The sequence below is a fragment of the Microcoleus sp. genome (genome assembly GCF_049646505.1).
GTDB lineage: Bacteria > Cyanobacteriota > Cyanobacteriia > Cyanobacteriales > Microcoleaceae > Microcoleus.
Window position 1 is genome coordinate 1 of the sequence record NZ_JBARVX010000094.1, and the last position, 19,933, is coordinate 19,933.

At 45.1% G+C, this 19,933-nt stretch carries 17 protein-coding genes; 9 read left to right on the forward strand and 8 right to left on the reverse strand.

Annotated features, from left to right (window positions below; translation table 11 throughout):
• The first annotated feature begins 225 nt into the window (after positions 1 to 225).
• The gene (locus WBA89_RS05320) at positions 226 to 486 is read left to right on the forward strand and encodes a DUF2442 domain-containing protein (protein ID WP_424404489.1); all 261 of its coding nucleotides are present in this window, start codon (positions 226 to 228) and stop codon (positions 484 to 486) included.
• A gap of 36 nt (positions 487 to 522) precedes the next feature.
• Here WBA89_RS05320 and WBA89_RS05325 read toward each other — a convergent pair whose 3' ends face one another.
• The 4 genes from WBA89_RS05325 to WBA89_RS05340 form a co-directional block, all read right to left on the reverse strand.
• Positions 523 to 816, reverse strand: coding sequence for a DUF3288 family protein (locus tag WBA89_RS05325; protein ID WP_424404490.1), 294 nt, complete (start codon positions 814 to 816; stop codon positions 523 to 525).
• Positions 817 to 960: 144 nt separating this feature from the next.
• Positions 961 to 1,878 carry a hypothetical protein gene (locus WBA89_RS05330; RefSeq protein WP_424404491.1) on the reverse strand — a complete coding sequence of 306 codons (918 nt, stop codon included), beginning with the start codon at positions 1,876 to 1,878 and terminating at the stop codon, positions 961 to 963.
• A 73-nt stretch (positions 1,879 to 1,951) separates the two neighbouring features.
• Positions 1,952 to 2,500, reverse strand: coding sequence for a tetratricopeptide repeat protein (locus WBA89_RS05335; protein ID WP_424404492.1), 549 nt, complete (start codon positions 2,498 to 2,500; stop codon positions 1,952 to 1,954).
• A 283-nt stretch (positions 2,501 to 2,783) separates the two neighbouring features.
• On the reverse strand, positions 2,784 to 4,865 hold the full coding sequence (locus tag WBA89_RS05340) for a protein kinase domain-containing protein (RefSeq protein WP_424404493.1): 2,082 nt from the start codon (positions 4,863 to 4,865) through the stop codon (positions 2,784 to 2,786).
• A 432-nt stretch (positions 4,866 to 5,297) separates the two neighbouring features.
• Here WBA89_RS05340 and msrP point away from each other — a divergent pair, with 432 nt between their 5' ends.
• Complete coding sequence (gene msrP / locus WBA89_RS05345; RefSeq protein ID WP_424404494.1) at positions 5,298 to 6,284, forward strand: protein-methionine-sulfoxide reductase catalytic subunit MsrP; 987 nt, start codon at positions 5,298 to 5,300, stop codon at positions 6,282 to 6,284.
• 266 nt (positions 6,285 to 6,550) lie between these two features.
• Here the strand turns inward: msrP and WBA89_RS05350 are convergent, their stop codons facing one another.
• Both WBA89_RS05350 and WBA89_RS05355 read right to left on the reverse strand, forming a co-directional pair.
• On the reverse strand, positions 6,551 to 8,212 hold the full coding sequence (locus WBA89_RS05350; RefSeq protein WP_424404495.1) for a putative bifunctional diguanylate cyclase/phosphodiesterase: 1,662 nt from the start codon (positions 8,210 to 8,212) through the stop codon (positions 6,551 to 6,553).
• 17 nt (positions 8,213 to 8,229) lie between these two features.
• The gene (locus WBA89_RS05355) at positions 8,230 to 10,581 is read right to left on the reverse strand and encodes a PAS domain S-box protein (RefSeq protein ID WP_424404496.1); all 2,352 of its coding nucleotides are present in this window, start codon (positions 10,579 to 10,581) and stop codon (positions 8,230 to 8,232) included.
• Between the two features lie 1,015 nt (positions 10,582 to 11,596).
• Between WBA89_RS05355 and WBA89_RS05360 the strand changes: the two genes are divergently transcribed.
• Positions 11,597 to 11,971, forward strand: a complete 375-nt coding sequence (locus WBA89_RS05360; RefSeq protein WP_424404497.1) for a DUF1257 domain-containing protein — start codon at positions 11,597 to 11,599, stop codon at positions 11,969 to 11,971.
• 134 nt (positions 11,972 to 12,105) lie between these two features.
• Here the strand turns inward: WBA89_RS05360 and WBA89_RS05365 are convergent, their stop codons facing one another.
• Positions 12,106 to 12,354, reverse strand: a complete 249-nt coding sequence (locus WBA89_RS05365; protein WP_424404498.1) for a hypothetical protein — start codon at positions 12,352 to 12,354, stop codon at positions 12,106 to 12,108.
• Between the two features lie 452 nt (positions 12,355 to 12,806).
• Between WBA89_RS05365 and WBA89_RS05370 the strand changes: the two genes are divergently transcribed.
• From WBA89_RS05370 to WBA89_RS05380, 3 genes are all read left to right on the forward strand, one after another.
• Positions 12,807 to 14,162 carry an ATP-binding protein gene (locus WBA89_RS05370; protein ID WP_424404499.1) on the forward strand — a complete coding sequence of 452 codons (1,356 nt, stop codon included), beginning with the start codon at positions 12,807 to 12,809 and terminating at the stop codon, positions 14,160 to 14,162.
• 112 nt (positions 14,163 to 14,274) lie between these two features.
• Positions 14,275 to 15,651 carry a sensor histidine kinase gene (locus tag WBA89_RS05375; protein ID WP_424404500.1) on the forward strand — a complete coding sequence of 459 codons (1,377 nt, stop codon included), beginning with the start codon at positions 14,275 to 14,277 and terminating at the stop codon, positions 15,649 to 15,651.
• A 354-nt stretch (positions 15,652 to 16,005) separates the two neighbouring features.
• Complete coding sequence (locus tag WBA89_RS05380; RefSeq protein ID WP_424404501.1) at positions 16,006 to 16,128, forward strand: hypothetical protein; 123 nt, start codon at positions 16,006 to 16,008, stop codon at positions 16,126 to 16,128.
• Here WBA89_RS05380 and WBA89_RS05385 read toward each other — a convergent pair.
• Positions 16,110 to 16,910, reverse strand: coding sequence for an ion transporter (locus WBA89_RS05385; protein ID WP_424404502.1), 801 nt, complete (start codon positions 16,908 to 16,910; stop codon positions 16,110 to 16,112). The genes WBA89_RS05380 and WBA89_RS05385 overlap by 19 nt on opposite strands.
• Positions 16,911 to 16,925: 15 nt before the next feature.
• Here WBA89_RS05385 and WBA89_RS05390 point away from each other — a divergent pair, with 15 nt between their 5' ends.
• The 3 genes from WBA89_RS05390 to WBA89_RS05400 all read left to right on the forward strand — a co-directional run bounded on the left by WBA89_RS05390 (position 16,926) and on the right by WBA89_RS05400 (position 19,807).
• A complete protein-coding gene (locus WBA89_RS05390; protein WP_424404503.1) occupies positions 16,926 to 18,521 on the forward strand; it encodes a TerD family protein in 1,596 nt (531 codons plus the stop codon).
• A 280-nt stretch (positions 18,522 to 18,801) separates the two neighbouring features.
• Positions 18,802 to 19,323, forward strand: a complete 522-nt coding sequence (locus WBA89_RS05395; RefSeq protein ID WP_424404504.1) for a hypothetical protein — start codon at positions 18,802 to 18,804, stop codon at positions 19,321 to 19,323.
• A gap of 139 nt (positions 19,324 to 19,462) precedes the next feature.
• Positions 19,463 to 19,807: an NAD(P)H-quinone oxidoreductase subunit M gene (locus WBA89_RS05400; RefSeq protein WP_194011902.1), complete on the forward strand. Its 345-nt coding sequence runs from the start codon at positions 19,463 to 19,465 to the stop codon at positions 19,805 to 19,807.
• Positions 19,808 to 19,933: the final 126 nt, after the last annotated feature.

Genomic DNA, 19,933 nt, shown 5'->3' on the forward strand with positions numbered 1-19,933 from the left:
AGATGTTAAATCTGGCGTTGCTGAATACAAATATGAATTCAAGATTTCCCAATTGCTATAAGCCAAGTATGCTGAGCTTTGTAACATCAAGCGAAAAGTTGATTCATATTTAGAATCAGCAACGCCGCTTAAGTTATTAAGTTTTCGATCCTAAAGAACTTCGTAAAATACAATGGGTAGTACAAGAAAATAAACAAACGCTATTGGAGGCTTGGTAGGGGTATTTTGGCGATTCGAGCGGACGATAGAGTTAAGCACATTCATTTTACAGAAGAAACCATTAGTGTTGATTTGATGGATGGACGAATCATTACCGTGCCTTTAATTTGGTATCCAAGATTGTTTCATGCAACGCCCCACCAAAGGGAAAAATGGGAAGTATGTGGAGGAGGCTATGGCATTCACTGGGAAGAAATTGATGAAGAATTGAGTACAGAAGGAATGCTGCGAGGCGCACCGGCTCCGAGACCTAAAATTACTCATTAATTTAGATCGCTACTTCACTTCTAAGCTTTGGTATTATTAAGCCCAATCTTCTTGGTCGCTTTTTTGTTTCCTGTAAACTTCACCTGTGGCGTGAATTTTACGGGTTTGTTCGTAAAGAGTTTCTTCGGTATGATTCCATTGTTGGAGGACTTTTTTTAAGTCTGATTGAATATCTCTAGCGCCGGGAAAGCCTCGGTAGCGAATGATTAATCTTGCTAATTCCGATAAATTGTAGTCGGTTGCTTCTCCTGCTAATAAAGTATCGACACTGGCTCGATCGCGCTTGTATTGCGGATGCTGCTGATCTTGAGTCTTTTCTACTGAATTCATACTATTTTATGTTTTCCCAATCATCTGAAAATATTGCTACAAGCAACCGCCACCCAAAAGCGCGGACATAAATAACTATCATGAATAGAGCCTTCAATCCGCGCTTCATAAACGGTTTGATTCGGGTATCATAACAGTCAACTGTCAACTGTCAACTGTCAACTGTTCATTCATCCCCAGAAATTTTTGTGCTTGTTCAGTAATACCAAATATCCGATCGCCCTGACAAAAAATTTCCCAGCCCCGAATTCCCATAAAACCAACACCTGCAACCGCCAAGGGCATCGCAGCGGCACCTAAAAGCGCGGCAATCGGGGGAAATATCGTGCAGAGTGTTAAGAGAATCGCGGTAATTGCACCGCCAGCAATGCCAGCTTTGGCTGTGGCGGTAGCGACTTGTTCGACTAACTCTGACTGGGTAATTTTGCCTTCAACGCACAATAGCGAATTTTCTAAGATCGAAAATATTAACTCAATTACTGCTGCGGCGATCGCCCCTTTCATTGCAGCCCCAACAACTTCGGCAACTGCTGCTTTAAACGCTGCATCTGCTAAAACTTGCTTAGCGACGGCTAATTCGGCCGCAGTCATGTCTTTACCGCCGCGAGCCCGATTTACCCAAAAATGTTCAAAAATCCCGTTAGCAGCTTCGCTACCGCCTCCATTGACGTGTGCTTGGATGTGACTCCAATCTTTATCTTGACAGAAGTTGCGAATTGCTTCGGGGCCTTGGGCGCGAATTTGGGCGGGTATGGATTCAAATACTTTTGCAGCTTCTTGAACATTTCGGATGCCGTCGCGCATTCCAGCCCTCGCAAATTTCCATTGCAGGTTTGTTGGCAGGTTCTCAAAACGGATGTTGTGTGCTATTTTGAAAGCTTCTTGAGTGGCGATCGCCCCGGCGCTAACCATTGAACTTGGCGCTGACTGTACCCACGCCGTTAATACAGTTGCACTTTCCTCAACTTTAGCCGCAATTTGGTTGCCTATGTTTTGGGTATCTGCAACAGTTTCTTGTACTTTAGCGGTTAGGAATTCGAGCGGATTCTGGTTGATGTTCATGTCGTTATAGCTTGCTTTTATTAATAATTGAACGATCCTAACTTTGAGATTGCTCTTCAGCCAGTGTTATTTGTTAGTAGTAAGTGGCTTCTAAATCATGCTGTAAATTCAGAGCTTTTTTTTGATAAAATAAACCTTCATTAATTCGCCCTTGCTCTTCCAAAAGTTTGCCTAAATTCCAATAAGCGGCGGCTAAATCTGGCTGCATAGCGATCGCCTTTTGGTAGTAAGTTATGGCATCATCCGGCAAGCCTTGTTTGTAAAACATACTGCCTAGGTTAACATAGGCTGCGACCAAATTTGGGTCGAATTCGATCGCCTTGGAGTAGGCGCGCGCCGCCGCTTCTATTTTGCCTTGGGCTTGCAGGATATTGCCTAGGGTTTTGTAGGCTGGGGCGAAATTGGGTTGCTGGCGTAGGGTTTGGTAGCAGGAGGCGATCGCCTCTACATATTTCTGTTGCGTATAATAAACTTCGGCAATCTTATTGAGTGCGATCGCCACATCCGGTTCGAGTGCTAGTATTTTTTGGTATTGGGCGAGATTCTCCTCAAAGTTTCCTGATTGCTGGAGTTTCTCGCCCGCTGACAAATACTGCTCTGTTAACTCGGAATTTACGGTCATATATTTTTAGTTTAACAGCCGAGTTTACTTTACCATAAATGTTGGCTAGCAAGCGCGATTATTCCAGATATTATGATGGATATTTTAAAAGTTTTTCTGTTGCGGATTCTATCTTAGGCATGGGGCAAAAACCCCGGTTTTTACCCGATATTCAACCCGTCGGCGAATGGGTGAAAGTTTGTACAGGCGCGATTTTAATCGCCTATTTTTGAACAATTCCCAACCATAATCTTTGATTTAGTTGGGAATTGTTCAAAAATTTATCGCCCCTAGGATGCAAAAATCAAGGAGACAGACGCCACACCTTAATCGTGTCGTCAAAACTGCCGCTGATCAGAGTGTTGTCTTGAGGATTAAAAGCCAGTTCCACCCAAGTAGAATGACCCTTCAGCGTGCCCACCGTGTCGGCGGGACTCATCTGCCACCGCTCGCCGGGACTCATCCGCCACAGCTTGATAGTCCCGCTCAAATCGGCGCTGGCTAGCTTGTCTCCGTCGGGACTGAAAGCCAAGGACTTAACCTTGTCGGAATGGCCGATTAAAGTCCGCAGCAGAGAACCGTTGGGCTGCCGGGACTGATTATTTGGGCTGATATCCCACAGCTTCACCGTCTTGTCCCAACTGCCGCTGGCGAGAGTTTGACCGTCCGGGCTGATGGCCAGAGACCAAGCCGCCTCGGAATGACCCCAAAGAGTTTCTTTCAATTCCCCAGTCTGCCAGTTCCACATCTCGATCTTACCGTCGCTGCTGCCAACAAACAAAGTTTCTCGATCGGGACTGAAAGCCACCGACTGCACCTCGTCAAAACCCCGCTTGAGAGTTTCCAACTCGGCGCCGCCTTCCACTTCCCACAGCTTCAAAGTTTTGTCCTTACCCACGCTGGCGAGGGCTCGGCCGTCGGGACTGAAAACCACTGAGAACACGCCGTCTTTGTCCCCGTCCAATGCCCGAATTAACTTGCCGGAATAGAAATTCCACAATTTAATCGTACCGTCAGCGCCTCCGCTGGCGATCGTCCTGCCGTCGGGACTGACAGCCACAGACCACACGGGCCCCAAATGTGCTGCTATAGTTTTGATCACTTTGCCGTGACGCTTGTGCAGCAGGCTAATTGTGCCGTCATTGTTCCCGCTGACTATGACGCGGCCGTTGGGAGCGACTGCTACAGCCCACACGGGGTTTTTGTCTCGATCGGCCAGAGTGCGTACTGCTGGCCCTGACTGCGATTCCTGACGGCTGAAATTCTGCATGGGGGGCGGATCGAACCGAATGTCGGGAATTGTAGAAACCGGATCGGAAGAAGTGAAAGCCGACGGTACTGTCGATGGCAAGCGAGAACCCAGCACCACTGAAATCAGGGCAACTGCGGCTCCTCCCCACAAAGCTAAAGTCCATCTGGGTTTGCTGGCGATCGCGTCTATCGGTGTCGGGCCGTATTTCAGGTCTTTGAGAATTGCTTCGGTCGATCGGTAGCGTTTTGATGTTTCTCGCTCTACCATTTTATCCAGAATGCGGCCGAGTCTGGCCGAAACCGGTACTTTCAAATAGTGCCTCCAGGCCCAACTGTCGCTTTTGATATCAAACAAATCAAAGGGCGACATTCCTGTTAACAAATGAATGCAAGTCACGCCCAAACTGTAGATGTCGCTGCTAAAAATAGCTTGACCTTTAATTTGTTCGGGAGCCGCGTATTCGGCAGAACCCGTCGCCGTTTCTGTTTTCAGCGGCCTGCTGTTGGCAGGAATTGCGCCGCCGAAATCGACTAAAACCAGCCCAGATTCTTCCTCCTCCGGCAGCGTGCGTACATCCTCTTTCCCTGCCAAAACAAGGCTGGTTTGGGAAGTTTTGCGGTGAATAATATTGGACGGTTTGATATCTCGGTGAATTAGTTGATGGTCGTGAACAAGTTGCAGGACGGGCAACAGTTCGCTCAGCAGATACCAAATGTGAATTTCTTTAAGGACGCCTTTTTGTGAAAGCCGATCGGCTAAATTGCGTCCTTCGATGTATTCTTGCACTAAATACTCGCTGCCTTCGACTTCAAAAGATGCCAGCAGTTTTGGTATTTGGGGATGTTTGCCCAACTCGTCGAGGACGCTGGCTCCGCCGCGAAATCTCCGGCCCCGCTGTGCGCCGCTGTCGGCGACTGACTGCTGTCGGCCGCAGAACTGTTGAATTACACAGCGGGGCTGCGCTGGTTGGTCTTCATCGACTGCTAAGAAGCTGCGGCAACTGAGATTTTGACCGAGGGGGTGAAAGACTCGGTAGCGCCCTTTTAGCAGCAAGTTCGACTCGCAACTCGTGCAAACTGTCGCGCGATCGAGATTTTCTGGATTCTGGCAATTGGCATTGATGCAGTAACTCATTTCTCTTTCCGCTGGAGACCCCCGTCCGACTTACTAGAGCTGTGGGGGAGGAAAGCGGGGCGGTGCGTGCCGCTTCCTGTGGACAAATTAAATAATTTGAATCTTTGCTTTATGATAATTGTTTCCCAGATTTTAGCCACAATTCCTGCGATCGATCGCGTGTTAATTATTATTGCTGAGTTTCTGGCGATCGAGGTTTAATAGCTCCACCGCCCGCCTGCTGTGACATTGTTCTGCTCGACTCCCGCTTGCCGAATTAAGCTATACTGTCATTGCGAATACAGTAATTTTGCTCGCAGCCAAACCCAGCAATCGCGAGGTATTCTCAAAACTCCACGATCCTCCATTCTGTGGAGTCAATCTCAAATCGACTAAAAAATTGAAATTTGAGCAACTTTATCCCAACGAACTACTAACTTTTAACTATTACTTATGCCGTTAATTCGCGTTCCCAAACCTTGGGAAACTCTCGACACACAAATTACCTCAGAAACATCATTTCTCAACCGCCGCCGCTTCATGACCAATTTAATAGGCGCTGGCGTGACTGCTTCGCTGCTGCCGCTGACCGGCTGTCAAAGCAGCGGCGACAGCTCACAAACGGCTCTGGAGAAAGGCTCAACCCAAGCATATTCGGGATTGACCCGGAATTCTAACTTCGCAAAAGTCGATCGAGCAATTACCGACGAAGCCTTAGCTACAAAATATAACAACTTTTACGAATACGGCGGCACAAAATCTATTTGGCAAGCCGCTCAAGCTTTGCCAACCGAAAACTGGAAAGTAGAAGTAGCAGGTTTAGTCAAAAATCCCCGCACTTACGACATTGACGACATCTACAAAAAATTTCCCATCGAAGAACGAGTTTATCGATTTCGCTGCGTAGAAGCCTGGGCGATGGTAGTTCCTTGGGTCGGATTTCCCATGAAATTGCTCCTGGCTGATGTCGAACCAAAATCAAATGCTAAATTCGTTCGCTTCACCTCGTTTTATGACAAAAAAATTACTCCAGGCCCCGGTTTGATGTCACAATTTTATCCTTGGCCTTACACCGAAGGTCTGCGGATTGAGGAAATGGCCAACGATTTAGCATTTTTTGCTACGGGCTTGTACGGGCGGCAGCTACCGAAACAAAACGGTGCGCCGCTGCGAGAAGTGATTCCCTGGAAGTACGGTTTTAAGGGCGCAAAGTCGATCGTCAAAATTGAATTTGTCGAAAAACAGCCGGCCACTTTTTGGAATACAGTCGGCCCCAACGAATACGCTTTTGAAGCAAATGTCAACCCCAACCAACCTCACCCCAGATGGTCCCAAGCCAGCGAAAGAATCGTCGGGCCGGGTAACAGTTGGTCGTGGGAAACTCGCCCGACTTTGCCCTATAACGGCTACGGCGAATATGTGGCGAGTCTGTACACTTAAACCAGCCTGACTGTAAAAATTGAAGAATCGGCTCGTTACCAGGCTCTGCCTGGTAATGCAGATGCTTTGGCTCTGCCTCTTTTCACCTCGTCGCTTCTGGAGAAACAGAATTATGGCAGATATTTCATATCGCGTTTGGTCGATCGATCGCGATAAATTCGATCGCGCGTGTGGAATGCGAGTCTGCTCTTTTGGGGACTCGCATTCCGCACGCGCGAACCGCTTTTGGGTACTATTTTGCATGAAATTGCTTACCTGAAAACTGCTCAAAAATCCCAACACTTATCGCTTTTGAGCAACGCCTCAAACTCAGCCGTTGGCAAAGCCTGACTGAAAAAATAGCCTTGAATTTCGTCGCAATCGCGCGAACACAAAAAAGCAAGTTCCCGCTCATTTTCTACCCCCTCAGCAATCACTGTCATCTTCATGGAGTGCGCCATTTGAATAATCGCTACGGTAATCGCTGCATTTTGGCAGTCGTCCGCAATATCGCGAATAAAACTCTTGTCAATTTTGAGCGCATCAAATGCAAAGCGTTTCGGATAACTCAAAGAAGAATACCCAGTCCCAAAATCATCAATTGCTATCCGAATCCCCATATCTTTCCACACCTTAAAAGCTCGAATTGCTGCCGCTTCGTCTTGCAAAATCAGACCTTCCGTCAATTCTAATTCCAGATATTTAGGATCGAGATTAGTTTCTTTCAATATCTCGCTCACTCTCTCCGTCAAATTTTTGCGTTCAAACTGGCGGGCAGACACATTTACCGCTACCCGCAGCGGAGGCAACCCCTCAGTTTGCCAAGCTTTAGTTTGCCTGCAAGCAGTCTCTAACACCCATTCGCCCAGCGGTGCAATCAAGCCCATTTCTTCAGCCATTGGAATGAATTCTCCAGGGGAAACTCTGCCTCTTTCTGGATGATTCCAGCGCACCAAAGCTTCAGCACCAATAATTTTTCCAGTTTTAATTTCTATTTGCGGCTCGTAGTAAAGTTCAAATTCGGAGCGTTTTAAGGCATTCCGCAGACCAGTTTCTTGAGCAAACTTATTGATAGAAATTTTTGCCGCTTTTTCAGTATAAAGTTGATACTGATTACCGCCTTTTTCCTGAGAATTGTACATAGCTGTACAAGCATTTTTCAGCAGTTCGTCTGCATTGCTGCCGTCGCCCGGAGATAAAGAAATGCCGACACTCGCCGTCACGTACAGTTCCGTACCTTCGACAATCATAGGTTGGGCTACAATATCTAAAATTTTTTGAGCAATCTTGGCAGCATCCTGTTTTTTGGCAACTGGTTCGAGAACAATTGCAAATTCGGCAGCTTCCAAACGAGCCACAATATTAATGTTCTCGGTGCAGTTGTTCAGTCTATCGGCAATTTTGCAAAGTACGGAGTCGCCAATATCGTGTCCCAAGGTGCTGTTAATCCTGTTAATTTTATCTAAACTGAGAGTCATAACCGGAATCATTGCTGGCAATTTTTTGTGCTTGTCTAATACCTGACTTAGCTGCTCTCGCAACAGCGATCGGTTTGGCAAGTTTGTCAAGCAGTCGTGCTGATGTCGGTGGAGAGCTAATTGAATAGTTGTGTGCAAGTTTTTTTCCTCAAATGGTTTGACAATGTAGCCGAAGGGTTTGGTTGTATTCACCCGCCGCAAAGTGTTTTCGTCCGCATAAGCCGTCAGATAAACTACCGGGATTTGAAAATGCGATCGAATTTCTTCTGCTGCTGTAATTCCGTCGATTTCTCCTTGCAGGTTGACATCCATCAAAACTAAATCTGGTCGAAATTCTTTTGCCGATTGAATCGCTTCTTCTCCTGAATAGACAATATCAGTGATTCTATATCCCAGAGATATTAAACTGTCGGAAATGTCTTCGGCAATAATGCTTTCGTCTTCAACGATCAGAATTTTTTTATTGGACATATTGTCTCCGAAAATGGCTATTTTGGTTTGAGGAATGTTATTTTAAAACTTGTGCCTGCTGTTTCTAACAGTTCTATTTTCCCCCTAATTTGCTTGACTAAAGACCCGACAAGCCGCAAACCCAATGTTCGGGCATTGCGATAATCTAAGTCTTGAGGAAAACCAATGCCGCTGTCGGTCACATTTAGCACGCAAACACCGTTATTGTCTAAAGTAAAATTTATGTTAATTGTACCTTGAGTTTTTCCTTTAAAAGCATACTTGAGAGAATTTGTCACGAGTTCGTTGATAATTAAGCCGCAAGGCACTGCTGTATCGATATTCATAGAACACGGCGCAATGTTTGTTTGCAAATTTACGCACTCTGCATGAATTTCATAAGCTTGGAATAAATTGTGGGCGAGATTTTGGATGTATTCGGCAAAGTCAATGTTTGATAAGTTTTTGGATTGATACAATTGTTCGTGAACCAGGGCCATTGACCTGACTCTGTTTTGACTTTCTTTTAACATTTCAGTAATCTGGCTGTCTTGGATGTAGCGAGACTGAAGTTTGAGCAAACTGGAAATTACTTGAAGGTTATTTTTGACGCGGTGGTGAATTTCTTTGAGGAGGACTTCTTTTTCGGCGAGGGATGCTTTGATCCGATCTTCGTCGCGCTTGCGATCTGTAATGTCTCGCACTACTGCTTGAATTACTTTGCGCCCGTTAATTTCCATTGCATTTAACAGGACTTCGGCGGGAAATTCTGAACCGTCTAGCCGTTTGTGCACCCAGTCAAAGCGACAGCTACCTGTTTGCATTGCTGTGGATATTTTCTGCGCGGATAAACTGCACGAGTCTTGTCCGCTAGGCTGAAATTGCGGGGAAAATTCGCTGGGCTTTTTTCCATAAAATTGTTTTTTATTGGCGCAGCCAAAGATTGCTAAGGTGGCGATATTGCAGTCAAAAAATGCTTGTTCGTCGAGCAGCATTACTGCGTCGCTGGTGGCTTCGTAAAGGCTGCGTAATTTGCGCTCAGATTCTTGCAAAGAAGCGATTAGTTCGGTTTTTTGAGCTTCGGCGCGTTTGCGGTCGGTAATGTCTATTCCTACCGAAACTGCTGCGGTTCCTTGATTATATTTCTGAGCTACTATCAAATAATTGCGGATGCTGCCGTTAATTTCTATGTCTATTTCTTGCCAGATTTGGTGAGATGAACTGTCAAAAAATTTTCGGATCAATTCTCCAAAACTCGATCCTTTGTCGAGAAAGTTGATTTCTTGACCGACAAAGCTTTCTGGAGACAGTTGGAAGGAGGTTGCTAGGTGCTGGTTGACTCCTATATACCGCAAATCTGAACCGATCCAAGAAATGAGCCCGGGCACTGCATCCAAGACGGCGCGAAGTTGGTCTGTGGCTTCTTGGAGTGCTTCTTCCGATCGCTTGCGATCGCTAATATCTGTGGCGGTGCCGCACAAACCTAAAATAGCGCCGTTTTCAGCTTGGTTGACGATGCTGTTGACGCGCAGGTGGACGGGGCTACCGTCTTTGCGAACCTGTTCTATTTCGTAAGGAGAATTGGGGGTTTGTTGCTGAAGGCTGGTTCTAGCTAAAAGTTGTGCAAATATTTCTATTTGTTTGGTTTTTTGTTGGGGGACTAAAAATTCTGTAAAGCGGCGGCCGATCATTTCTGGGGGTTCGTAACCGTAGATGCGTTTGGCGGCGGTATTGACAAAGGTTAAGATGCCTTGAATATCGATCGACCAAATAAGTTCTTGGGATGTTTCTACGAGGTTGCGATATTTTTTTTCGCTGGCGGCAAGTGCTGCATTCAAGACTGCTGTTTGCTGCTGAAGTTTGTGTTCTAATTCTTGATTTGCTGTTTCGAGAGTTGCGATCGACTTTTGGCGGTTGGTAATATCAGTAGAAACACCGACAGCCCCGACAACTTCCCCCTTTGCATCTCGCAGCGCTGCCGATCGAATTTCGTGGATAAAATGCCCCTGTCGGGCATTCCAAGTGCGATCGTTTCCTGCTAGTACCGAGGCAATATTTTCTAAGATATCTGGCTGGCTGCCGTAAACTTCAAAAATTGACTGCCCGACAGTTGCACGCGGTTTGAGTCCCAAATTTTCTAATCCTTTGCCGGATACAACAGTTAACCTGCCGTCTTTGTCGGTTGCCCACAGGAAAGTCGGGGAACTATTGAGGGCGGCGTGCAGGGTGTCGTTTTCTTGTTTTAGCCGATCGATTTCGGCATGAACCTTGGCGCGGGTGTTGCTCAATTCTAACGTTAGCCGATCGGCTTTTTGCTGCCAAATCGCAGCATTTTCGTACATTTCAGCAGGATTGGGCGATCGATCGATGGATTGGTTGCAGTGTGACATACTTACTTTGGGATGCACTTTATATTTAATCCCGGGCTATCTTTTAAGCATAAACTTTTTAAGTCAAATATTACAGTTCGTTGTGATACTCATCCGAGCCAGATAGGATAGTCTAAATCTAGTTTAATCCATTCCGCAATTGCTGCTAGGTCAGGCTGTAGGGTGATTATTTAGAGATTGACAATTAGCTAAACAATGGCTGCAAATCCGTAGTTTTACGGCAGGTATGTGTAGTAGTGCAAAAAGAAACTTCCCAATTTTCCGATTGCACAAGACATACAATTATAAAGTTATTATATTGTTTGCGTATATTCACGGAGTCGGGAATCGGCAATCGGAAATTTGGAAATATAGCCATTGTTAACAAAAGTGCGATCGGACGCTCCCTGGGGAGTATCTGTGTTTTTGATTTGAACCTGCGAGCGCTTCAACAGCTCGCTTGGTGATATATCCGCAAGCGAGACCGCGACAGAACCCTGGCCTTAAAACAATACTTATTGCCAGGGTGAGATGCTTCCTCCCAATCAATCACAAAAAATGTTTGTTACTATAACAATTCTCAATGATTCGTGCAGATTTGTAGGAGCAGTGCTAAGGATCGAAAACTTAATAACTTAAACACCTCCTACAGTCCTCTCTCCTGCAAGTTGCCAGATAAAGGAGGCTCTTCCTCGCCTATCTGCATTACCAGGCTCTTCCTGGTAACGAGTAGGCGAGTAGAACGAGTAGAAAAATTGAATGATGCGGAAATAATGACTTTCTGATGGTTGGTTTTGCGGGATTTAAATTGTTTTTTTTGTAGTTAGAAGATCGAGGTAAAGTTTCAAATTTGGTAATTGCAGGAGGTTGGATACAAAAGCGCTATTCAACCGAATTGACCTGCAGGTGCAAGGGGTGCAAAACCCTATATTTATCCTAAAAAGATGGTCTGACAGCACAATTCCTAATTTATTGACGGTAGCTGTTTAGGCTATTATAATAAAATCAGCGTTTCACACAAAAATCTGAAATTGATATGTCACACTTCACAACGATCGAGGTTCAAATCAAAAACGGCGAACTGCTGCATCAAGTGTTGGAAGAGTTGGGTTATAAGGTAGAGTTGAATGTGCAGGTGCGGGGTTATCGGGGCGACAAAACTAATGCCGAGTACGCGATCAGGCAGTCCAACGGTTACGATTTGGGTTTTCGCCGCAACGGAGATCGTTATGAATTGGTGGCGGATTTTTGGGGCGCTAGAATTAACCAGCAGGAATTTGTCAATTCAATTAGTCAGAGATACGCGCGCCACCAGTTGATGGCGGCGGTGCAGTCGGAGGGTTTTCATGTTGAAGAAGAGGAAACTTTGGCAGATGGAACGGTAAGGGTTGTTGTGGGTAGATGGGTTTAATACCCGCCCTTGACTAACTCGTTTTTATATACCAACTAGGTGGGTACAAATCAAGATGAGATCGGTCAGGTTTGTGAAGTACAGACTTTCCTAGCCGGGTTTCTTTACAGTTCTTGCTTGTAAACTGAATTCTGTTAGAGAAACCCGCTTGGGGGCGTACTGCATTTACATGGAGTACGCTGTAAATGCTGGCGCGCGGAGACGGGCGATCGCCCAAAACCCGATCGAAGCCGCGCAGCAACCGATCGGGCGATCGTGCAAGCAGTGTTGCTCGATCGCCCTCGGTGAGTGCTGGATGCGGTGAAGGTTGGCTGCGGTTGCCCCAGCAAACTGCCGTGTAGAGGTTGTTGGAGTTGGAGTTGGAGTTGAAAACTTGCCTGCATTTGCATTTTTGCTTAAATACAGTACAATCTGCCGATTTTTCTCGCAGGCAAGATGCCTCGCGGGTCCGTCAAACCCTCGAACGATGTAAGTATATTTACCGATAACCCGCCGCTATCGCTGTTCTCCAATTCCCTGCCAGCAGCGTAAAATGGTGCAACAGATCGCACAAATCCCTAGATAGATTTTTAAGATTTTCGGAAAACACGCGATCGCAGGGTATATCATGGTAAAAAGTTTAAAGCAGAGTTCCGTAAGTTCCGCAAAAGCTTCGATCGTTTAATATTGATTTAGAAACAAAATCGTTAGCAGACAATGCTAGCGCGATCGGGTTTTTCCCGTCGGGTGCTGTTAAAGTTTGACAAATTAGCAATTACCCGCTACCAATTACCCGCTACCAATTAATACCAACTCAAGTTATCGATCAATACAACATTTAACAGGGGTTTCATCTATGTTTGCTGTGCGTGAGACTAGCTCGGAGTTATCAGTGTTGCATATACCTGAAATTTGTACTTGGAATATATCCTTAGAATCAACTCTCCTAGACCTGCCTCTTTATAACTGCCAAATTGAATTAACTCAACAGGCAAAAGAAGTAGCCCAGGCTTTTGAAGGACATTCCATGCTTCCCGGCGTCATTTTGACCGATCGGGGTAATTTTGTCGGCATCATATCCAGGCGTCAATTTTTTGAAAAAGTTAACCGCCGCTACGGGTTAGAAATGTTTTTCAAGCGACCTATAGAGGTATTGTACAGGTTTTCCAAGCAAGAGTTGCTGGTGCTTCCCGGCAGTAAACTAATAGTAGAAGCCGCCCAGGAATCTCTTTACAGATCCGCAGAATTAGTTTACGAACCAGTAGTAGTGGAAGTAGCACCCCAGACTTACAAACTGTTAGACGTACACCAATTAATGGTGGCTCAATCCAAAATTCACCAAATCACAAACAAGCTGCTCAAAAAACAAACACAATCCAAACTCATCCAAACCGAAAAAATGGCGAGTTTGGGGAGGATTGTCGCAGAAGTAGCCCACGAAATTAGAAACCCGCTGAACTGTATTTGGGGCAATTTGACTTTTCTGCTCTCCTATTTTGAAAACTTGTTGCAGCTAATGTCAGTTTATGAAGAAGAATATTCCGAACCCTGTCCCCGAATTGATGCCCTCAAAGAAGAAATTGAATTTGATTTTTTACAAGAAGATTTGCCTGTCACCTTAGAAGGGATGGAGTTAGGAGCCTCGCAACTGCTCAAAATAGTTAACGGGCTGCACCACTTCTCTCACATGGACGAGACAAAGCTAGTGGACACAGACATTCACGAATGCGTGGAAATGACGCTGTTAATTCTAAAAAATCGCTTTAAAAATAACATAGAAGTCGTAAAAAATTACGGCGAACTGCCCCTAGTTAGCGGCTACTCCGGTCAGTTGAGTCAGGTGTTTTTGAATTTGTTAGTTAACGCTCTAGACGCACTGACAGAGTACGCAGCAGATAGAGAAATACAGACCCAGTGCTCGGACAACTGGCAGCCCCAAATCAAAATTACCACTAAAGTCATAGAAACCGAACACGGCAAGCGGGCCGCAATTGAGATTGCCGATAACGGGCCCGGCATTCCCCCAGAAAATCAGCAGCAAATATTTGACACCTTTTTTACCACAAAACCAGCAGGTAAAGGCAGCGGTATGGGGCTGGCCATCTGCCATCAAATCGTCACAGAAAAGCACGGCGGCGAACTTTCATTGCGATCGCAACCCGGCCAGAACACCAAATTTGAAATTCTCCTGCCAATAGTTCGCAAAACATGATTAACTCAAGAACATTCATTAAATTCGCTCCTGCTGTAAAATGGTAAGCTAGCTTAGTAGCAGGGTTTCATTTCATTTGGATGAGCGGACGTTTCGGCAACTAAAAGTTCCAGTGGCAAATACATTCAGTTCCAAACTACAAAGCCCTTCACTCTCCGAAGGCAGCCATCAAGACCTTTCCTTGGAATCAACCCTCTGGGATTTGCCCCTGTATGACTTTCAGGTAAAATCGAGCTGCTTGGCCGCAGTCGTTGCCGAAATTTTTGAACAGAATCCCCTAGTGCCCGGAGTCGTCTTGCTCGAAGCAGGAGAGTTTGCTGGCATGATATCCCGCAGACAACTGCTGGAATATTTGCTCAAACCCCAAGGCCCAGAGCTATTTTTGCACCTGCCGCTGAAAGTTCTCTACAGTTACGCTCGCGTCGAAATATTGTTGCTCGCAGAAAGTACAACAATTTTGACAGCAGCTCCGCAAGCTCTGCGCCGATCGCCCGAATTGCAGCCAGAACCAATCGTCGTCCAAATAAACTCCCAATCTTACCGACTCTTAGACCCTCACGCACTAAACATCGCCTACTGGCAAATTCGCGGCATAGAAACTCAAGTCCGCTACGAAAGAGCCCAAACACAAATGATTCAAAGCGAAAAAATGGCAAGTTTAGGGCGTTTAATCAACGGAGTCGCCCACGAAATTTTAGATCCGGTAGGCTTTATTTGGGGGAATTTAACCTACGTCAGCGACTACAGCAAAAACTTGATGGAATTGCTCTCAGTTTACGACGCGCAATGTACCGAACCACCCCCGGAAATAGCACGGCTCAAAGAAAAGATAGACTACGACTTTTTGCAAAACGATTTCCTCCAAACTGTGGCCAGCATCAAAGCCGGAGCCGAACGTTTGAGCAAGTTAGCAACCAGTTTGCAAAACTTCTGCCACATCGACGATATTTATCCGAAACCGACCGACTTGCACGCCAACATAGACAGCATACTCTTGCTGCTCAAAAGTCGTTTGACCAGAGAAATCCAAGTAGTTAAAAACTACGGCTACCTGCCACCGGTGCCGTGCTATGCAGGACAGCTCAACCAAGTATTTATGAATATTTTGACCAATGCTATTCATACATTAATTAACGAAGCAGTCGGTCAAGAATTGGCGAAAGAGTTCAAAGGCGGAGGACTCAGAGACGGCGATCGCCAGCCTCAAATTGAGATTACAACTCAAGTGTGCTGTCCCGAACCCGCGATCGACTTGGACAAAATTCACGAGCGCTGGGTTTCGATTTGCATAGCAGATAACGGGCCAGGAATGTCACCTAGCAAGTACAAAAAAATCATAGAATCATTTTCTGCCGAAAAACGCGCCCTCAAAGAAACGAGTTTAGCAGTTAGCTATCAAATCGTGACGGGCAAACACGGCGGTGCATTCAGAATGCGATCGGAATTAGGCAGGGGCACTGAATTTGAAATTTTGCTACCCTTAGCTTAAAGAAGTCAGCAGTTATTGGTTATTTGTTATTAGTTATTAGTTATGGGTTATGGGTTATTGGTTATTAGTTATGGGTTGTGAGTTGTGAGTTGTGAGTTGTGAGTTGTGAGTTGTGAGTTGGTAGTTGGTAGGGGCGGTGCCCCCGTGCCCGCCCTCGGTTAGTTGTGAGTTGTGAGTTGTGAGTTGTGAGTTGTGAGTTGTGAGTTGTGAGTTGTGAGTTGTGAGTTGTGAGTTGTGAGTTGTGAGTTGTTAGTTGGTAGGGGCGGTGCCCCCGTGTCCGCCCTCGGTTAGTTGTGAGTTGTGAGTTGTGAGTTGTGAGTTGTGAGTTGTGAGTTGTGAGTTGTTAGTTATTGGTTGCAGTCAACAGCCAACAGTCAACAGTCAACAGTCAACAGTCAACAGTCAACTGCCAACTGCCAACTGCCAACTGCCAACAGTCAACAGTCAACAGTCAACAGTCAACCATTATCCAATTGAGTGCCGCACATTTTACAGAATTTAGCATTAGCATCGTGTACGCACCAACCGCAACCCGTACAAACAGTTTCTAATTGACTAGAAGTTTTAACTAATTGTTTAATCAAATCCCCCAATTGCCAAGGAATCAGGGCAATTCCCGTCAAAATCATCAAAATAGTCAGAAAACGGCCAGATTCCGAAATCGGAGTAACATCGCCAAATCCCACCGTAGTCATCGTGACAACCGAGAAATAAACAGCATCCAAAAAAGTCCCAAAAGCTGCGGGATTTTCTGGATGTTCGACTTGATAAATCAAACCAGAATAAACAAAAATTATCGCCAGCAAAGTAAACAAAATTCGGGCAAAAATCGCCCCATCTTGGCTGCTGATGCGGAAAACAGAAATTTTTAATTCCAGAAAGCGGATGAGTCGGAGAATTCTAAACCAGCGAAATATCCGAATAAAACTGACATTGACAAATCCCAGTAAAAATGGTAATATTGCCAGCAAATCAATTACTGAAAAAAAACTAAAAATAAATTTAAATCGATTTTCGGCACACCACAGCCGCACTAAATACTCAACGACAAAAACAACTAAAAGGGCGGTATCGAGAGTTTGTAATTTAATTAAAACAGCTTCCGAAAGCGGGTAAGTTTCGGCGATGAAGCTGGCGGAAGATAGGAGAATCAGTCCGGTAAGAGTTAAATTGACGGTTCTACCAATTGGTGTTTCGATATCTTCGAGATAAAATCCAATTTGCGATCGGGTTAACATAGATGAGATAATGAATAGCATTTCTGAGGTAAGGGAATGAGCATTGAATTAACTAAAGGTGAAAGGTTCAATCTTTCTAAAGAAACTTCTGATTTCAGCAAAATTGCGATCGCCCTGGGTTGGCAACTCAGCCAGAAAGCACAAAACTGCGACATTGACGCATCTGTGTTTATGTTAGGGGCGGACGGTCGCATTCCCGATGAAAAGTATTTTGTATTTTACAACAATCTGACCTCGCCGGACGGTGCGGTGCGACATTCAGGTGACAGCAGGAATGGACAAGTTGAGGGAGATGATGAGACGGTTTATCTGGATTTGAGTAAAATCAATTCGGCGATTCAGGAAATAGTATTTGTTGTGACTCTTCACGAGGGACAGGAAAAAAATCAAAGTTTTAGTCAAGTTACAAATGCTTTTATCCGGCTTTACAATTCGGAAACTGGAAATGAATTGGTTCGGTACAATTTAAATCAGATATTTTCTCAAGAAACGGCTTTAGAATTTGGACGTTTGTACAGAAAGAATGGCGAATGGAGGTTTCAGGCGGTAGGACAGGGATATAATGCTGGGTTGCAAAGTTTTGTGGACAAGTATCATGTTGAGAATGCGGTTGATAAAAGCTCGAATGCTGGTGAAAAGGTTGATGATGCTGAGGTTTTGAGGCGATTTAGCGATCGGGTGGATCGATTATTGCAGGAAAAAGCAGCGGGAGAGTCTGTTGCTAATCCTTTGAATGCGGACAACTTGGAAGCTGATAAGGATGTTGATGATTCTGTTAAGGATGTTGATGATTCTGTTTCAAAAAATCAGGAATTTGCTATCACTGCTGAGGAATTTTTACGGCGGTATAACCAGGGAGAACGGGATTTTACAGGGATTAACTTAGCAGGAGTCGATTTGAGCGGCAAAACTTTGGAATATCCCATTAGTTTCAGTCAAGCAAACCTGAGCAATGCCAACCTGAGTAATGCCAAGCTAGTGAAGGCAAACTTGATTGGAGCTAACCTGCAAGGGGCAAACTTGAAATCTACAAACCTGCAACAAGCCGATTTAATTCAAGCTAATTTTAGTGGTGCAAACTTAACTAAGGCAAATTTGAATTATGCAAGACTCATTCAAGCGAATTTAAGTCAAGCAAAATTGAGCGAGACACAATTGCATAGTGCGAACTTGACTACAGCCAATTTAAGCAGTGCCAACCTAACTCAGGCAAATTTAAATAACGCTAATTTGATAGGAGCAGATTTAAGTCAAGCCAAAGTAACTAAAGTTAGCCTATCTTATGCCGATCTAAGGGGGGTTAAGCTGAATGGGGTAAGTTTAGTTGCAGTAAACCTTGATGGAGCAAACCTGAAAAACGTAAATTTGAAAGCGGTAAGCTTGATCGGATCTAGTCTTGCTCAAGCTAATCTGAGCGGTCAAAATTTGGCAGGCTTAAACCTGTCTGGAGTTAGCTTTTACCATGCTAACTTGAGTGGAGCAAACTTAACTTCAGCAAACCTGTGCGGAGCAAATTTGAGTTATGCAAATCTAGAAAAAGCTAACCTGAAAGATGCTAACTGGGTTGGAGCAAATATGGCAAATGCAAAACTCGCAGGTGCAATTATGCCAGATGGCACAATTCACGAATAAATTAATCTTTGTAGTGAGGACTAAAGTCCTTAGCAATGGAAGGACTAGGGTGTGTTTTTAAACCCGGAGATCCCCCCTAGCCCCCCTTAAAAAGGGGGGGACAAGAGCATTCTCAAAGTCAACCCCTACTCCCCTTCTTAAGGGGGATTTAGGGGGATCGAGACTTCGATACTAGCGACATTTATTATGGGTTTCATTCTTGACTTGACACCAATGGTGGGGTGTGTCCGCCTAGAAATAGATTATAATTAATGTGAAATATCAAATACATAGATTGTCGATGAGTGAATCTGACACGGAAATTATAGAATCTACCCTCCGATGGATGAAGGAGTTTGTCGAGTTACCGCATCCAGTTTTCAGTGATTTACCGATTTGTCCCTTCGCTAAAAAAGCACGCTTGGCCAATCAAATTTTATTCAAAATCGAGCGGTTTTCAGCGCTGACTGAGTTTGAGGCAGATTATACTATCATGAAATCGATTCATGAATTTGCTAATTCCGAATTTGAAATAATGTTAGTGATTAATCCCGATAAAACTGCGATTAGTGCGCCGCAAACTAAAGAATTGATGGACAAATTGAACAACCAGATTTCAGAGCTGGGATTGCTGGCTTTTCACACTCATCCCGAAGAAGATTTTAATATTGACGGGCTTTATACTAGGAGGATGCCGTATCCCGGCTTCACTGTGCAAGTAAATTCTAAGCTGAAGCCGGCTTCCGATGTTTTAGAGAAAACTGAATATTACAAGAATTGGACGGCCGAACAACTCAAAGATTTCGGGATTCCGAGAAATTGACGATCGCCCTTCGCCCCTTTTTCCCTCACTTCCTAACGCGCCCTACGCCTCTTCGCGGTTCAATCCTCCTTTCCTGTTCCCCGCGTCTCTCCTAGCCATTACAATAAGTTCAGGAAAAAATCTTTACACATAAGAACTCATGCAGCTCAAGTCCACAACCCGCCATATTCGCATTTATACCGCCATCCTCGAAGACAACGAACTCGTACCCAGCAATGACCTTTTGACGATCGACATTGACCCGGACAACGAACTCAACTGGAACGACGAGTCAGTCAAGCAGGTATATGCCAAATTCGACCAACTCGTAGACTCCTACGAGGGCGAAGACTTGACCGAATACAACCTCCGCCGGATTGGTTCGGAATTGGAGCACTTGGTGCGATCGTTCTTGCAAAAAGGCCAAATCAGCTACAACCTCAACACCCGCGCCGTCAATTACAGCATGGGACTTCCCCGAGTTGACGCGAAAATTCACCTCTAATACCAATTTCATAAAGTTATGCTACTACTGAAAGTTTGACTCCCCCCCTTTACAAGGGGGGGTTGGGGGGGGTAGATATGTAGCGCTATTTTATGAATTTGGTATTACAAACGCTGCACCATATTT

Coding starts and splice junctions, on each gene's coding strand:
- WBA89_RS05365 (WP_424404498.1), bottom strand. CDS start 12,354: ATGCAGGCAAGTTTTCAACTCCAACTCCAACTCCAACAACCTCTACAC.
- WBA89_RS05335 (WP_424404492.1), bottom strand. CDS start 2,500: ATGACCGTAAATTCCGAGTTAACAGAGCAGTATTTGTCAGCGGGCGAG.
- WBA89_RS05350 (WP_424404495.1), bottom strand. CDS start 8,212: ATGTCCAATAAAAAAATTCTGATCGTTGAAGACGAAAGCATTATTGCC.
- WBA89_RS05370 (WP_424404499.1), top strand. CDS start 12,807: ATGTTTGCTGTGCGTGAGACTAGCTCGGAGTTATCAGTGTTGCATATA.
- msrP (WP_424404494.1), top strand. CDS start 5,298: ATGCCGTTAATTCGCGTTCCCAAACCTTGGGAAACTCTCGACACACAA.
- WBA89_RS05390 (WP_424404503.1), top strand. CDS start 16,926: ATGAGCATTGAATTAACTAAAGGTGAAAGGTTCAATCTTTCTAAAGAA.
- WBA89_RS05400 (WP_194011902.1), top strand. CDS start 19,463: ATGCAGCTCAAGTCCACAACCCGCCATATTCGCATTTATACCGCCATC.
- WBA89_RS05385 (WP_424404502.1), bottom strand. CDS start 16,910: ATGCTATTCATTATCTCATCTATGTTAACCCGATCGCAAATTGGATTT.
- WBA89_RS05325 (WP_424404490.1), bottom strand. CDS start 816: ATGAATTCAGTAGAAAAGACTCAAGATCAGCAGCATCCGCAATACAAG.
- WBA89_RS05330 (WP_424404491.1), bottom strand. CDS start 1,878: ATGAACATCAACCAGAATCCGCTCGAATTCCTAACCGCTAAAGTACAA.
- WBA89_RS05355 (WP_424404496.1), bottom strand. CDS start 10,581: ATGTCACACTGCAACCAATCCATCGATCGATCGCCCAATCCTGCTGAA.
- WBA89_RS05395 (WP_424404504.1), top strand. CDS start 18,802: ATGAGTGAATCTGACACGGAAATTATAGAATCTACCCTCCGATGGATG.
- WBA89_RS05360 (WP_424404497.1), top strand. CDS start 11,597: ATGTCACACTTCACAACGATCGAGGTTCAAATCAAAAACGGCGAACTG.
- WBA89_RS05340 (WP_424404493.1), bottom strand. CDS start 4,865: ATGAGTTACTGCATCAATGCCAATTGCCAGAATCCAGAAAATCTCGAT.